Origin of the sequence: Pseudomonas mandelii (assembly GCF_006438925.1) — a bacterium.
In the GTDB taxonomy this organism is placed as follows: Bacteria; Pseudomonadota; Gammaproteobacteria; order Pseudomonadales; family Pseudomonadaceae; genus Aquipseudomonas; species Aquipseudomonas mandelii_C.
The window spans coordinates 314,026-328,144 of the sequence record NZ_RCZA01000002.1; the positions used below are offsets into that span (position 1 = coordinate 314,026).

The 14,119-nt window shown below is 58.8% G+C and carries 13 protein-coding genes and 1 tRNA gene; 5 read left to right on the forward strand and 9 right to left on the reverse strand.

Going from position 1 to position 14,119, the window contains the following annotated elements:
• The first annotated feature begins 1 nt into the window (after position 1).
• The 5 genes from gcvP (at position 2) to EAH74_RS05360 (ending at position 6,802) form a co-directional block, all read left to right on the forward strand.
• The gene (gene gcvP, locus EAH74_RS05340; RefSeq protein ID WP_140676785.1) at positions 2 to 2,854 is read left to right on the forward strand and encodes an aminomethyl-transferring glycine dehydrogenase; all 2,853 of its coding nucleotides are present in this window, start codon (positions 2 to 4) and stop codon (positions 2,852 to 2,854) included.
• Positions 2,855 to 3,061: 207 nt separating this feature from the next.
• A complete protein-coding gene (locus EAH74_RS05345) occupies positions 3,062 to 4,438 on the forward strand; it encodes an L-serine ammonia-lyase (RefSeq protein WP_140676788.1) in 1,377 nt (458 codons plus the stop codon).
• 38 nt (positions 4,439 to 4,476) lie between these two features.
• A complete protein-coding gene (gene gcvT, locus EAH74_RS05350) occupies positions 4,477 to 5,601 on the forward strand; it encodes a glycine cleavage system aminomethyltransferase GcvT (protein WP_140676791.1) in 1,125 nt (374 codons plus the stop codon).
• 403 nt (positions 5,602 to 6,004) lie between these two features.
• Positions 6,005 to 6,217 carry a cold-shock protein gene (locus tag EAH74_RS05355; RefSeq protein WP_003175786.1) on the forward strand — a complete coding sequence of 71 codons (213 nt, stop codon included), beginning with the start codon at positions 6,005 to 6,007 and terminating at the stop codon, positions 6,215 to 6,217.
• 96 nt (positions 6,218 to 6,313) lie between these two features.
• Positions 6,314 to 6,802 (forward strand): RDD family protein, encoded by a 489-nt coding sequence (locus EAH74_RS05360; RefSeq protein WP_140676794.1) that lies wholly within the window; start codon positions 6,314 to 6,316, stop codon positions 6,800 to 6,802.
• 95 nt (positions 6,803 to 6,897) lie between these two features.
• On the opposite strand, the gene nadA is transcribed toward EAH74_RS05360, so the two are convergent.
• The 9 genes from nadA to tolR form a co-directional block, all read right to left on the reverse strand.
• Positions 6,898 to 7,956 carry a quinolinate synthase NadA gene (nadA, locus tag EAH74_RS05365; RefSeq protein ID WP_123367889.1) on the reverse strand — a complete coding sequence of 353 codons (1,059 nt, stop codon included), beginning with the start codon at positions 7,954 to 7,956 and terminating at the stop codon, positions 6,898 to 6,900.
• A 271-nt stretch (positions 7,957 to 8,227) separates the two neighbouring features.
• Positions 8,228 to 8,303 (reverse strand) — tRNA-Lys (locus EAH74_RS05370).
• A 63-nt stretch (positions 8,304 to 8,366) separates the two neighbouring features.
• Positions 8,367 to 9,059 carry a 7-cyano-7-deazaguanine synthase QueC gene (gene queC, locus EAH74_RS05375; protein ID WP_140676797.1) on the reverse strand — a complete coding sequence of 231 codons (693 nt, stop codon included), beginning with the start codon at positions 9,057 to 9,059 and terminating at the stop codon, positions 8,367 to 8,369.
• Between the two features lies 1 nt (position 9,060).
• Entirely contained in the window at positions 9,061 to 9,708 is a 648-nt protein-coding gene (gene queE / locus EAH74_RS05380; protein ID WP_008072914.1) for a 7-carboxy-7-deazaguanine synthase QueE, read from the reverse strand.
• Positions 9,709 to 9,875: 167 nt separating this feature from the next.
• On the reverse strand, positions 9,876 to 10,715 hold the full coding sequence (gene ybgF / locus EAH74_RS05385; protein ID WP_140676800.1) for a tol-pal system protein YbgF: 840 nt from the start codon (positions 10,713 to 10,715) through the stop codon (positions 9,876 to 9,878).
• A 6-nt stretch (positions 10,716 to 10,721) separates the two neighbouring features.
• Positions 10,722 to 11,219, reverse strand: a complete 498-nt coding sequence (pal, locus tag EAH74_RS05390) for a peptidoglycan-associated lipoprotein Pal (RefSeq protein ID WP_003178634.1) — start codon at positions 11,217 to 11,219, stop codon at positions 10,722 to 10,724.
• A 52-nt stretch (positions 11,220 to 11,271) separates the two neighbouring features.
• A complete protein-coding gene (gene tolB, locus EAH74_RS05395) occupies positions 11,272 to 12,573 on the reverse strand; it encodes a Tol-Pal system beta propeller repeat protein TolB (RefSeq protein WP_074879460.1) in 1,302 nt (433 codons plus the stop codon).
• Positions 12,570 to 13,649, reverse strand: a complete 1,080-nt coding sequence (gene tolA, locus EAH74_RS05400; RefSeq protein WP_140676803.1) for a cell envelope integrity protein TolA — start codon at positions 13,647 to 13,649, stop codon at positions 12,570 to 12,572. Before tolA ends, tolB begins: the two co-directional genes overlap by 4 nt.
• Entirely contained in the window at positions 13,649 to 14,101 is a 453-nt protein-coding gene (gene tolR / locus EAH74_RS05405) for a protein TolR (protein ID WP_161807482.1), read from the reverse strand. The genes tolA and tolR overlap by 1 nt, the downstream gene beginning before the upstream one ends.
• Positions 14,102 to 14,119 lie beyond the last annotated feature (18 nt).

The window sequence follows — 14,119 nt, forward strand, 5'->3', positions numbered from 1 at the left end:
CATGACTCAAGTAAGCCTGACCACTGCCAACGAATTCATCGCCCGCCACATTGGCCCGCGCGCTGGCGACGAGCAAGCCATGCTCAACAGCCTCGGCTTCGACTCCCTGGAAGCCCTGAGCGCCAGCGTCATCCCCGACAGCATCAAGGGCACCAGCGTCCTCGGTCTCGAAGACGGCCTGAGTGAAGCCGACGCCCTGGCCTTGATCAAATCCATCGCCGGCAAAAACCAGCTGTTCAAGACCTACATCGGCCAGGGCTACTACGGCACGCACACGCCGTCGCCGATCCTGCGCAACCTGCTGGAAAACCCGGCCTGGTACACCGCCTACACCCCGTACCAACCGGAGATTTCCCAGGGCCGTCTCGAAGCGCTGCTGAATTTCCAGACCCTGATCAGCGACCTCACCGGCCTGCCGATCGCCAACGCCTCTTTGCTCGATGAAGCCACCGCCGCCGCCGAAGCCATGACCTTCTGCAAACGCCTGAGCAAGAACAAGGGCAGCCACGCGTTCTTCGCCTCCGTGCATTGCCACCCGCAAACCCTCGACGTGCTGCGCACCCGTGCCGAGCCGTTGGGCATCGACGTGGTGGTCGGCGACGAGCGTGAGCTGAGCGACGTGACGCCGTTCTTCGGCGCCCTGCTGCAATACCCGGCGAGCAACGGTGATGTATTCGACTACCGCGAACTGACCGAACGCTTCCACGCCGCCAACGCCTTGGTCGCGGTCGCCGCCGACCTGCTGGCCCTGACCGTGCTCACCCCGCCGGGTGAATTCGGCGCCGACGTGGCCATCGGCAGCGCGCAACGCTTCGGCGTGCCGCTGGGCTTCGGTGGCCCACACGCGGCGTACTTTTCGACGAAGGATGCGTTCAAGCGCGACATGCCGGGCCGTCTGGTCGGCGTCTCCGTGGACCGTTTCGGCAAGCCGGCCCTGCGCCTGGCGATGCAGACCCGCGAGCAACACATCCGTCGCGAGAAGGCCACCAGCAACATCTGCACCGCGCAAGTCTTGCTGGCCAACATCGCCAGCATGTACGCCGTGTACCACGGGCCAAAAGGCCTGACGCAGATCGCCAACCGCGTGCATCACCTGACGGCGATTCTGGCCCAAGGCTTGAGCGCACTGGGCCTGAGCGTCGAGCAGGAAAACTTCTTCGACACCCTGACCCTGAACACCGGCGCCAACACTGCCGCGTTGCACGAAAAAGCACGTACAAAACAGATCAATCTGCGCGTGGTCGATGCTGAGCGTCTGGGCCTGTCCCTCGACGAAACCACGTCGCAAGCCGACGTGGAAACCCTGTGGGCCCTGCTGGCCGACGGCAAGCCCCTGCCGGACTTCGCCGCCCTCGCCGCCTCGGTGGTCAGCGCGATCCCGGCCGCCCTGGTACGCCAGTCGCCAATCCTCAGCCACCCGGTGTTCAACCGTTATCACTCGGAAACCGAGCTGATGCGCTACCTGCGCAAGCTCGCCGACAAGGACCTGGCCCTGGATCGCACCATGATCCCGCTGGGTTCCTGCACCATGAAACTCAACGCCGCCAGCGAAATGATCCCGGTGACCTGGGCCGAATTCGGCGCCCTGCACCCGTTCGCCCCGGCCGCGCAAAGCGCCGGCTACCAGCAGCTGACCGACGAGCTGGAAGCGATGCTCTGTGCCGCCACCGGGTACGACGCGATCTCGCTGCAACCGAACGCCGGTTCGCAAGGTGAATACGCCGGTCTGCTGGCGATCCGCGCTTATCACCAGAGCCGTGGCGAAGACCGTCGCGACATCTGCCTGATCCCGTCCTCGGCCCACGGCACCAACCCGGCCACCGCCAACATGGCCGGCATGCGCGTGGTGGTGACCGCCTGCGATGCCCGCGGCAACGTCGACATCGAAGACCTGCGCGCCAAGGCCATCGAGCACCGCGAACACCTCGCGGCGTTGATGATCACCTACCCGTCGACCCACGGCGTGTTCGAAGAAGGCATCCGCGAAATCTGCGGCATCATTCACGACAATGGCGGCCAGGTGTACATCGACGGCGCCAACATGAACGCGATGGTCGGCCTCTGCGCGCCGGGCAAGTTCGGCGGCGACGTGTCGCACCTGAACCTGCACAAAACCTTCTGCATTCCCCACGGCGGTGGCGGCCCGGGCGTTGGCCCGATTGGCGTCAAATCGCACCTGACGCCTTTCCTCCCGGGTCACGGGACCATGGAGCGCAAAGAAGGCGCGGTCTGCGCGGCACCGTTCGGCAGCGCGAGCATTTTGCCGATCACCTGGATGTACATTCGGATGATGGGTGGCGCCGGTCTGAAGCGTGCGTCGCAACTGGCGATCCTCAATGCCAACTACATTTCCCGTCGCCTCGAAGAGCACTACCCGGTGCTCTACACCGGCAGCAACGGCCTGGTGGCGCACGAATGCATCCTCGATCTGCGCCCGTTGAAAGACAGCAGCGGCATCAGCGTCGATGACGTCGCCAAGCGCCTGATCGACTTCGGTTTCCACGCCCCGACCATGTCGTTCCCGGTCGCCGGCACGCTGATGATCGAGCCGACCGAAAGCGAATCCAGGGAAGAACTGGACCGCTTCTGCGACGCCATGATCCGCATCCGCGAAGAAATCCGCGCGGTGGAAAACGGCACCCTGGACAAGGACGACAACCCGCTGAAAAACGCCCCGCACACCGCGGCGGAAATCGTCGGCGAGTGGACGCATCCGTACAGCCGTGAGCAAGCGGTTTATCCGGTAGCGTCGCTGATCGAAGGCAAGTACTGGCCACCGGTCGGTCGGGTCGACAACGTGTTTGGCGACCGCAACCTGATCTGCGCCTGCCCGTCGATCGAAAGCTACGCTTAAAACTGTGTGGGGGCGGGTTCGCCTGCCCCCACGTTCAAGAACACCGCATTTCCCCGTAGGAGCTGCCGCAGGCTGCGATCTTTTGATCTTTTTCTCGAATTCACTCGGGCTTCAAGAGCAAGGTCAAAAGATCGCAGCCTGCGGCAGCTCCTACCGGGTGCATCTCCCGTGATATTTGCGCCTATAACAAGAAACCGGAGAACAACCATGTCTTTAAGCGTGTTCGACCTGTTCAAGATTGGCATCGGCCCCTCCAGTTCCCACACCGTTGGCCCGATGCGTGCTGCTGCGCGCTTCGCCGAAGGTTTGCGCCGTGAAGGGCTGCTGACCGCAACCACCTGCGTCAAAGTCGAGCTCTACGGTTCACTCGGCGCCACCGGCAAAGGCCACGGCAGCGACAAGGCTGTGCTGCTCGGCCTGGAAGGCGAACACCCGGACACCGTGAACACCGAAACCGTCGCCGAACGCTTGCAAGAGATTCGTGGCAATGGTCGCTTGAACCTGCTCGGTGAGCACTCCATCGAATTCAATGAAAAATTGCACCTGGCGATGATCCGCAAACCGTTGGCTTATCACCCCAACGGCATGATCTTTCGCGCCTTCGATGCGGCGGGCATACAAATCCGCAGCCGCGAGTACTACTCGGTCGGCGGCGGTTTTGTGGTCGATGAAGACGCCGCCGGCGCCGACCGCATCGTCGAAGACGCCACGCCACTGACCTTCCCGTTCAAAAGCGCGAAGGACCTGCTCGGTCACTGCACCACCTACGGTTTATCCATCAGCCAGGTGATGCTGACCAACGAAAGTGCCTGGCGCCCGGAAGCGGAAACCCGCGCCGGCCTGCTGAAAATCTGGCAAGTGATGCAGGATTGCGTCGACGCCGGCTGTCGTAACGAAGGCATCCTGCCGGGTGGCTTGAAGGTCAAGCGTCGGGCGGCCGCGCTGCATCGACAACTGTGCAAGAACCCGGAATCGTCCCTGCGCGATCCGCTGTCGGTGCTGGACTGGGTCAACCTCTACGCACTGGCGGTCAACGAAGAAAACGCCAACGGCGGGCGCGTGGTGACTGCACCTACGAACGGGGCCGCCGGGATCGTCCCCGCTGTTTTGCACTACTACATGCGCTTCATCCCCGGAGCCAGCGAAGACGGCGTCGTACGCTTTTTGCTGACCGCAGCCGCGATCGGCATTCTCTATAAAGAAAACGCTTCGATTTCCGGCGCTGAAGTCGGTTGTCAGGGTGAGGTCGGCGTGGCGTGTTCCATGGCGGCCGGCGCCCTGTGCGAGGTCCTCGGCGGCACCGTGCAACAAGTGGAAAACGCCGCCGAAATCGGCATGGAACACAACCTCGGCCTGACCTGCGACCCGATTGGCGGGCTGGTGCAAGTACCCTGCATCGAGCGCAACGCCATGGGCTCGGTGAAAGCAATCAATGCGGTGCGCATGGCCCTGCGCGGCGACGGTCAGCACTTCGTCTCCCTCGACAAAGTCATCCGCACCATGCGCCAGACCGGCGCCGACATGAAAAGCAAATACAAGGAAACCGCCCGTGGCGGTTTGGCGGTCAACATTATCGAGTGCTGATGCTCACGCGCATTTGCACACTTTTTCAGGAGCTGAATATGTCCACCGAACAACTGTCGAAAACCCCGCTGCACGCACTGCACATCGAACTCGGCGCCCGCATGGTGCCGTTTGCCGGCTACGACATGCCGGTGCAATACCCGCTCGGTGTGATGAAAGAACACCAGCACACCCGTGATCAGGCCGGGCTGTTCGATGTCTCGCACATGGGCCAGATCCGCCTGACCGGCGCCAATGCCGCCAAGGCGCTGGAAAGCCTGGTGCCGGTGGACATCATCGACCTGCCGGTGGGGATGCAGCGTTACGCGATGTTCACCAACGAGACCGGCGGCATCCTCGACGACCTGATGGTCGCCAACCTGGGTAACGACGAACTGTTCCTGGTGGTCAACGCCGCCTGCAAGGACCAGGACCTGGCGCATCTGCGCAAACACATCGGCGACCAGTGCACCATCGAACCGCTGTTCGAGGAGCGCGCCCTGCTGGCTCTGCAAGGTCCGGCCGCTGTCACCGTGCTCGCACGCCTGGCACCTGAAGTGGCGAAGATGACCTTCATGCAGTTCGCCCGCGTGAAACTGCTGGGTGTGGACTGCTTTGTCAGCCGTTCGGGCTACACCGGTGAAGATGGCTACGAAATCTCCGTGCCGGCCGCCAATGCCGAAGCTCTGGCTCGCGCCCTGCTGGCCGAACCTGAAGTGGCGGCCATCGGCCTTGGCGCTCGCGACTCCCTGCGCCTGGAAGCCGGCCTGTGCCTCTATGGTCACGACATGAATACCGAGACCACCCCGATCGAAGCCAGCCTGCTGTGGGCTATCTCCAAGCCTCGTCGCGCTGATGGCGCACGTGCCGGCGGCTTCCCTGGCGCAGAAACCGTGTTCGGACAGCAACAAGCCGGTGTCAGCCGCAAACGCGTTGGCCTGTTGCCTCAGGAACGCACGCCGGTGCGCGAAGGTGCAGAAATCGTTAATGAAGCAGGCGACATTATTGGTGCGGTTTGCAGTGGCGGCTTCGGTCCGACCCTGGGCGGCCCTTTGGCGATGGGTTACGTCGACAGTGCTTATATCGCTCTCGAAACGCCGGTATGGGCGATCGTTCGTGGGAAAAAGGTGCCTTTGCTTGTAAGCAAAATGCCATTTGTTCCACAACGCTACTACCGCGGCTGATTGACTGTTTCTATAAGTAACGCGGTTGCGTTAACAGTGCACTAATGTGTAACGCAACCGCCATAAAACAGTGCATTACTTTACCTGTAAGCTTCGTTTATGAACTTTGCTTATATCGATCGAAAACAATTGAACACGGCGATTGCATAAGCCAACACTAGTTGCGGGATAAACGCCCCGGCGCGAGCAAATCCGGGCCCTCCACAGGGCTTGTTTTTTCTCCTGTAGTTGGCGTAGAGTTTATTCACTGTGTTTGCATGGGTCGCTTGGAATCGTGACCTGGGCAGTAGCCTACAAGTTAGCTACATCCCGTTCGACGTCTTCTTACTCTCCTGCAACCAGCCCCAGTACTCTTTCACAAGAAGGAGGCTGTCATTAATTTTCGCGTCAAAGGAAATAAGAAATGTCCCAACGTCAGAGCGGTACCGTCAAGTGGTTTAACGACGAGAAAGGTTTTGGTTTTATCACTCCAGAAAGCGGTCCGGATCTGTTCGTGCATTTCCGCGCTATTCAGGGCAACGGCTTCAAGAGCCTGAAAGAAGGCCAGAAAGTGACTTTCGTTGCTGTGCAAGGCCAGAAAGGCATGCAGGCTGACGAAGTACAAGCAGAAGCCTGATCTTCTGTAACGAAAAAGCCCCTGATGCTGACATCAGGGGCTTTTTTGTGCGCGTAAATCCGTAAAATGGCTTCTTTTTTCCGTCCAGAGGCTGCCATGTCGAAACATCTTCTCAACCCCCAGGGCGACTTTCCTGCCGTCACTCTGGGTCGTCGCCTGGCAGCGATGTTCTACGACTTCTTGTTGTGTACCGCCCTGCTGATCGTCACCAGCGGCATTTACAAGATGATCCAGATGGCGATCATCGGCGAAGACAAAATGCGCACCCTGACGGAAGCCGGCGCGCTGGACGGCGATCCATTGCTGTCAACGGTGCTGCTGTTTGTGCTGTTCGGCTTCTTCGCCAAGTTCTGGACCTGGTCCGGTCAGACCCTGGGCATGCAAGTCTGGTGCATCCGCGTACAAAACGCCGACGGCTCATCCATCAGCCTGTGGCAGGCGTTGCTGCGCTTTGTGGTGTCGATCGCGTCCTTGCTGTGCGTCGGGCTGGGTTTTTTCTGGTCGCTGTTCGACAATCAGAAACGCAGCTGGCATGACATCTACTCCAATACCCAGCTCGTGCGGATTCCAAAGAAAACAAAGTAGCTCGCAAAAAAAAGATCGCAGCCTTCGGCAGCTCCTACAAGGTTCTATGTATACCCGTAGGAGCTGCCGAAGGCTGCGATCTTTTGATCTTTCCCTTAAGCGTTGCCGGCCAGTTTCATCCGCGCTGCCTGGGTGAAGTCGAGCATGCGCTTCAATGGCCGAATCGCTTGCGGGATCAAGGCAGGATCGACAAAAATCTCGTTAGTCCCCTCCTTCAAGCTCTTCAGCGTGCGCTCAAGGGTATTCATCGCCATCCACGGGCAATGTGCGCAACTACGGCAGGCTGCGCCGTTACCGGCCGTTGGCGCTTCGATGAAGACCTTGTCCGGGCACAGCTGCTGCATCTTGTAGAAGATGCCGCGATCAGTGGCGACGATAAAGGTCTTGTTCGGCAGGCTCTGCGCTGCCGCAATCAACTGACTGGTGGAGCCGACGGCATCCGCCAACTCGATCACCGACGTCGGCGACTCCGGGTGCACCAGAATCGCTGCGTCCGGGTACAGCGCCTTCATGTCTTCGAGCTGCTTGGACTTGAACTCTTCGTGAACGATACAGGCACCGTCCCACAGCAGCATGTCCGCGCCAGTCTGGCGCTGGATGTAGGTGCCCAAGTGTTTGTCCGGGGCCCAGATGATGGTTTCGCCGTTATCCATCAGGCTTTCGACGATCTCCAGCGCGCAGCTTGAAGTCACCACCCAATCCGCCCGGGCTTTGACCGCCGCCGACGTGTTGGCATACACCACCACGGTACGCTCTGGGTGCTGATCACAGAACGCCGAGAACTCGTCCACCGGACAACCCAGATCCAGCGAGCAGGTCGCTTCCAGGGTCGGCATCAGGATGCGTTTTTCCGGGTTGAGGATTTTGGCGGTCTCACCCATGAACTTCACACCGGCGACCACCACGGTCTTGGCCGGGTGAGCATTGCCGAAGCGGGCCATCTCCAGCGAGTCGGAGACACAGCCTCCGGTTTCTTCGGCCAGGGCCTGAATGACCGGATCGCAATAGAAGTGAGCAACCAGCACTGCATCCTGAGCCTTGAGCTCGGCAGCGATGGCGGCACGGTAATAGGCCTCCTCCTCGGCAGTCAGCGGCTTAGGCTGCTTGGCGTCGAGGTGGGCTTGAACCAGAAGGCGTTCGGAAATCTGCGTCATGTTCGCAAGACCTGCAGGCGCATTCGCGCGAAAGTCGAGTATACACCCGGCTCCGGACCCTTCAGGGTACCGCCGGGAGAGTGAGTATCATCAGGCACGGACAACGTTGAAGCTGCGCAAGGCTACAGAATATCCCGTGGATGCAAAAGATGATTCTGACCTGCGTCACGGGTTGCAGCCCGGAACTGGGCGAGCTCAAATCGCGGGCAAAAAAAAATCCGGAAATCCTCACTTGCGTGGGCCTTCCAGACTTTTAAAACTGCTACAAAAATGGTGGGTCGTGTGGGATTCGAACCTACGACCAATTGGTTAAAAGCCAACTGCTCTACCAACTGAGCTAACGACCCGCTGTGTGGTGGCGCGTATAATACTGATTTTTAAGGACTATTCAACACCTAATTTGAAATAAATCAAAAATAAGGTGTTGGGTCGCTGATCCCGGCTGCCGCAAAGCCTTCTGCACGCAGGCGGCAGCTGTCGCATTTGCCGCATGCGCGGCCATTATCGTCGGCCTGATAGCAGGAAACCGTCAGTCCATAATCAACACCCAGCTTCACGCCTGCCTGGACGATCTGCGCCTTGCTCAGGTTCTGCAGCGGTGCCTGGATGCGGAAACCGTTGCCTTCTACACCGGCCTTGGTCGCCAGATTGGCCATGCGCTCGAAAGACTCGATGAACTCGGGACGGCAGTCCGGGTAACCGGAGTAATCCACTGCGTTCACACCGATAAAGATGTCTCGCGCGCCGAGTACTTCAGCCCACCCCAGAGCCAGGGACAGAAACACCGTGTTGCGCGCCGGCACGTACGTTACCGGAATACCTTCGCCCGCCTCTTCCGGCACGTCGATGCTGGTGTCGGTCAATGCCGAACCACCGATACCGTTCAGGTTCAAGCCGATCACCTTGTGCTCGACCACACCCAGGTCACGGGCGACGCGGGCGGCGGCGTGCAATTCGGCATGAGACCGCTGACCGTAGTCGAAGCTCATGGTGTAGCAGCTGTAGCCTTCAGCGCGAGCCATGGCCACAACGGTCGCGGAGTCGAGGCCGCCGGACAGCAGGATGACCGCACGTTTTTCAGCAGTATTCAGTTGTTCAGTCATTTCAGCGCCCCGGCTCGTCATTCCAAAGATATTTATGCAACTGCAATTGCAGACGCACAGGCAGGTTGTCCGCCACCACCCAGTCAGCCAGGTCCCGAGCATTGAGGTCATGGTGACTTGGCGAGAACAGGACTTCGCCGGCGCGCTGATCCAGACCGTACTGGATCAGCTTGGACACGGCCCAGTCATAGTCTTCCCGCGAGCAGATGACGAACTTCACCTGATCGTTGGGCGTGAGCAGTTCGATGTTCTCGTAGCGGTTGCGATGGGCTTCTTTCGAACCCGGGGTTTTCAGGTCGACGACGCGACTGACCCGTGGATCGACCGCCGAGATATCCAGGGCACCGCTGGTTTCCAGCGAGACCTCGTAACCGGCGTCACACAACTGCTTGAGCAATGGGATGGCGTTGGGTTGTGCCAGCGGCTCGCCGCCAGTGACACAGACGTAACGCGGACGAAAACCGGCCACTTGCTCAAGAATATCGTCGAGCGTGCGAATGGTGCCGCCAGTGAATGCATAAGCGCTGTCGCAGTATTGGCAACGCAATGGGCAACCGGTCAGGCGCACAAAAACAGTGGGCAGCCCGGCAGTCCGCGTTTCACCCTGCAACGAGTAGAAAACTTCGGTGATTCTCAATGTGTCTTGCATAGTCGCCACGGGCATAACAGCTAAACAGGCTGTCCGCCTCCGTCAGGCACTTCTAGGAACCCCGCCACCGCGCAGATCCCAAAAAGCGTATTTCATAAAAAGGGCGTGAATTCTAACGAAAAAACCCGCGACAAGCGCGGGTTTCTTCAAAACGGGTCAAGCTGCCCTTACATTTTTTGCAGATCACGCTGGGCCAGCTGAGCGGCGGAAGTGCCCGGATATTGGGACACAACCTGTTGCAGAATACCTTTGACCTTGTCGGGATGACCGAGGCGGCGTTCTACATCAGCCAGCTTGTACAGCGAATCAGGCACTTTGGGATGCTTGGGGTACAGCTGTGAAACCTTAGCAAAAGCCTGACCTGCACCTTGCAGATCGCCCTTGGCCAAGTTCACTTCGCCCAACCAGTACTGGGCATTACCCGCGTACTGACTGTTCGGGTACTTGCGCAGGAATGCGGCAAACGCCTGGCTGGCCTTGTCGAAATCCTTGGCTTTGATCAGGTCGAAGGCTGCGTCGTAATACAGTTTTTCCTTCGCCGGATCAGCCGGTTCGCTACCCGCGGCAGGTGCTTGAGCGGCTGCCGCTCCTGCGGCTGCACCCGCTGCTGCACCGGGGGCATTCAAACTGCCACCGGTGGAAGAATTTTCAGGAGTCGCGGCTGGTGCAACGCCGGTTCCTATGCGCCGATCAAGATCCTGATATCGCTCCAGGTTTTCTTGCTTCATGCGCGCTACATCATTTTGCAGAACTTCGATGATGCCTTGTTGGCGCGAGATCTGCTCCTGCATCGATTGCAGTTGGTTGAACAGCTCGCCCTGTGCCGAGACAGGGGCCGAAACCCCTCCCCCGGCATAGGCGCCGTTCGTACCGTAACCCGCAGGCGGATTATTAGTCCCGCTATTGTTATAGCCGGAGTCATTATCGACCACAGGAACCGCAGCCCACACCGCAAGCGGTGCGAGACTGAGAGCCAAAACAGTTACAGCACGACGGCACGTTCGCATGACGAATTACTTACGCAGTTCGACGCGACGGTTTTGAGCCCAGGACTGCTCGTCGTTGCCGGTAGCAACTGGACGCTCTTCGCCGTAGGAAACCAGTTCCAGCTGAGCTGGGGAAACACCTTGCAGTACCAGGTAACGCTGAACGGCTTTCGCACGACGCTCGCCCAGTGCCATGTTGTACTCACGAGTACCACGTTCGTCGGTGTTGCCTTCCAGAACAACGCGAGCGCCGTTTGCTTTCAGGTCTTTGGCGTGAACGTCCAGAGCGCGCATGGCTTCTGGCTTCAGGTCCGAACTGTCGTATTCGAAGTAGAAAGTGGTGATTGCGCGCAGAGCAGCTTCTTCGCTCAGGGAGCCGTCAACTGCACCAGTGTTTGCGCCGTAACCAGCGTTTGGATCTACAGCGCCTTCACCGGCATTGTCGCCGCCTTTGGACGAGCAACCTACAGCTACAGCCATGGCCAGAGCCAGCGCAGCAAATTTACCAAACTTCAGCATTTCCATCGTGAAACTCCTAATGAACCCCAGTGTGTTAAGTACAACGTGTAGCGCCGCGTCAGTTCAGGTAAGGGGACCAGGAAGGTTCTCTGACTTCGCCTTGTGCGGTAGGAAGCGGGAGCCTTACGCGTCCATTAATGGACACGAGCATCAAGACTCCCCGGCCCTGCTGGCGGGTGGCGTAGATTACCATGGTGCCGTTGGGCGCAACAGTAGGCGACTCGTCCAGAGTGCTATCAGTGAGGATTTTTACGCTTCCGCGCTGCAAATCCTGGGCCGCCACCTTGAAATTAGTGAAACCTTCCTGACGATGGATCATCACCAGGGTCTTTTCATCAGCCGAAAGCTTAGGGTTGGCGTTGTAGTTACCGATAAAGGTCACACGTTCCGCACCACCACCGCCTGCGCTGGTTTTGTAGATCTGCGGCTTGCCGCCACGGTCCGAGGTGAAGTAGATGGTCGAACCATCTTTACCCCAGAACGGTTCGGTGTTGATGCCAGGACCGTTAGTGACACGCGTGATCTGACGCGAACCCAGGTTCATCACGTAGATGTCCGGGTTGCCATCTTTCGACAGTACGAATGCCAGACGATTGCCATCAGGTGACCATGCTGGCGCGCCATTCAGGCCTTCGAAGTTGGTGATCTGCTCACGGCGACCGGTGTCGATGTTCTGCATGAAGATACGCGGACGCTTCTGCTCGAACGACACATAAGCGATGCGCTTGCCGTCCGGTGCGAAACGCGGCGACAGGATCGGCTCGCGCGATTGCAGCAGGGTCACAGCACGGGCACCGTCATAGTCCGAACGTTGCAGCGTGTAACGAGTGTTCTTCTCGGAGAAACGCTCAGCCGTCACGTACAGCAGACGCGTCGAGAACGCACCTTTGATACCGGTGAGTTTTTCGAACGACTGGTCCGCAATGTAGTGCGACATGTCGCGCAGTTGATCGACGCTACCCGACACGCTGCCGGTCAGCACTTGCTGCTCGGTGGCGACGTTGAACAGTGCGTACTGGACCTGCAGACGACCGCCCGCAGGAGCAATGCTGCCGACCATGACGTACTGGGCGCCCAGCGCCTTGAAGTCACGGAAGATGATTTCGCTGGCCTGGCTTGGCTGGCTGATCATGTTCTGTTTAGGAATCGGCGAGTAGTAACCCGAGTTGCGCAGGTCGTTACCGATGATTTCGGCCATGTCGTCCGGCAGAACGCTGCCGCCCTGGTTGCCAAACGGAACGACTGCGATCGGGGTGGCCCGATCACTGCCGCTGGTGACCAGAATGTTTTTTTCATCTGCTGCCGCTATCCCTGCCAGGCAGCAGATAACGACAAGCATTCCTCGAAGAAGGTTTCTCACAAGGCTAGATCCTCAGGTGTGAATGTCATCTTGAATGAACGATACGGAGCGAAATCGCTCGGCTTCATTCCCTGCATTTCTGTCAAACGTCCAATATTCTTCACTGCCGCTACAGCCGAAGCGTCGAACGGACCATCGCCACTGGACTTGGCCACGCTGACCGAAGTCACCGTACCGTCCGGCAACATGCCGATTTGCAACACGACTGTCATGCCTTTGCGGGCCGAAGGTGGACGAGCCCAGCCTTCCGCTGCACGAGCACGGATCAGATCATCGAAACTACCGGCGACTTCGTCACCCTGCTCATCCGCCAAGGCCTGCTGACGCTGCGGCGTGTCGGAAAGCAAATCTGCCAGGGCCTGAGCCTTTTTGTCTTCGGCGGATTTACGTGCCGCTTCCTGCGATTTTTTCTTCGCAGCATCGGCAGCAGCTTTCTTCTTCGCGTCTTCGGCGACTTTCTTCTTCGCCTCTTCAGCTTCAGATTTCTTCTTGGCGTCTTCCGCGGCTTTCTTTTTCGCGTCTTCGACGATCTTTTTCTTCGCTTCTTCAGCGGCCGCTTTCTTGGCCTCTTCTTCAGCTGCTTTCTTGGCTTCTTCTTCAGACTTCTTCTTGGCTATATCAGCCAATTGTTTCTCTTCGGCCTTTTTAGCTTCGGCGGTCTTCTTCGCTTCATCGGCTTTCTTGGCTTCATCAGCCTTTTTAGCCTCTTCCGCTTTCTTCGTCTCGTCGGCCTTTTTGGATTCTTCGGCTTTTTGAGCCGAATCTTCCTTCTTTTGTTCCGCGGCTTTGATCGCTTCCTGCTCGATCTTTTTCTGTTCCATCTGTTCGACTTCGGTCTGGCGCGCGGCGGATTTCTTCGCCTCACCCGCAATCTTCTGATTGGTCTGGGTGGTCGCCTGACTTTTCGATTTCAGTTGGTACAGGGTCGCCTGCACGATCGGCTTGGCCGGCGGCAGTTCCGGTGTGAAGGCAAAACTGACGAACAGCATGCCGAAAACCAGCACGTGCAAGACAAGCGCCCAGACACTAGGCCAGAAGTAGCTTTCCGAGGCGGACGGCTCTCGCATTTGCTGCATCAGGGTGCCTCGGTAATCAAGCCAACATTACCGACCCCGGCTTTCTGCAACCCGCCCATGGCGCCCATGACGGAACCGTAGTCGACGGTTTTGTCGCCGCGGATGAACACCTGAGTACGCTTGCCACCTTCAGTGCCGGCGCGAATGATTTTGGTCACGGCGTCGGTCATCTGCGGCAAGGTCATGGCCTTGTCCTGCTGTTTTTCGGTGTCGACTTCGCTGCCAAGGTTCCAGTAGTAGGTCTTGTCAGCCTTGATCGAAATGGTCAGGACCTGGGTGTTGTTGTCCTGCGGCAAGGCTTCGCTGGAAACCTTGGGCAGATCAACTTTCACGCCCTGATTGAGCATCGGAGCGGTCACCATGAAGATGACCAGCAGCACCAACATCACGTCGATGTAAGGCACCACGTTCATCTCGGCAACCGGCTTGCGCTTTTTGCGAGCTCGAGCGATTAAAGCCATTGGAAATTA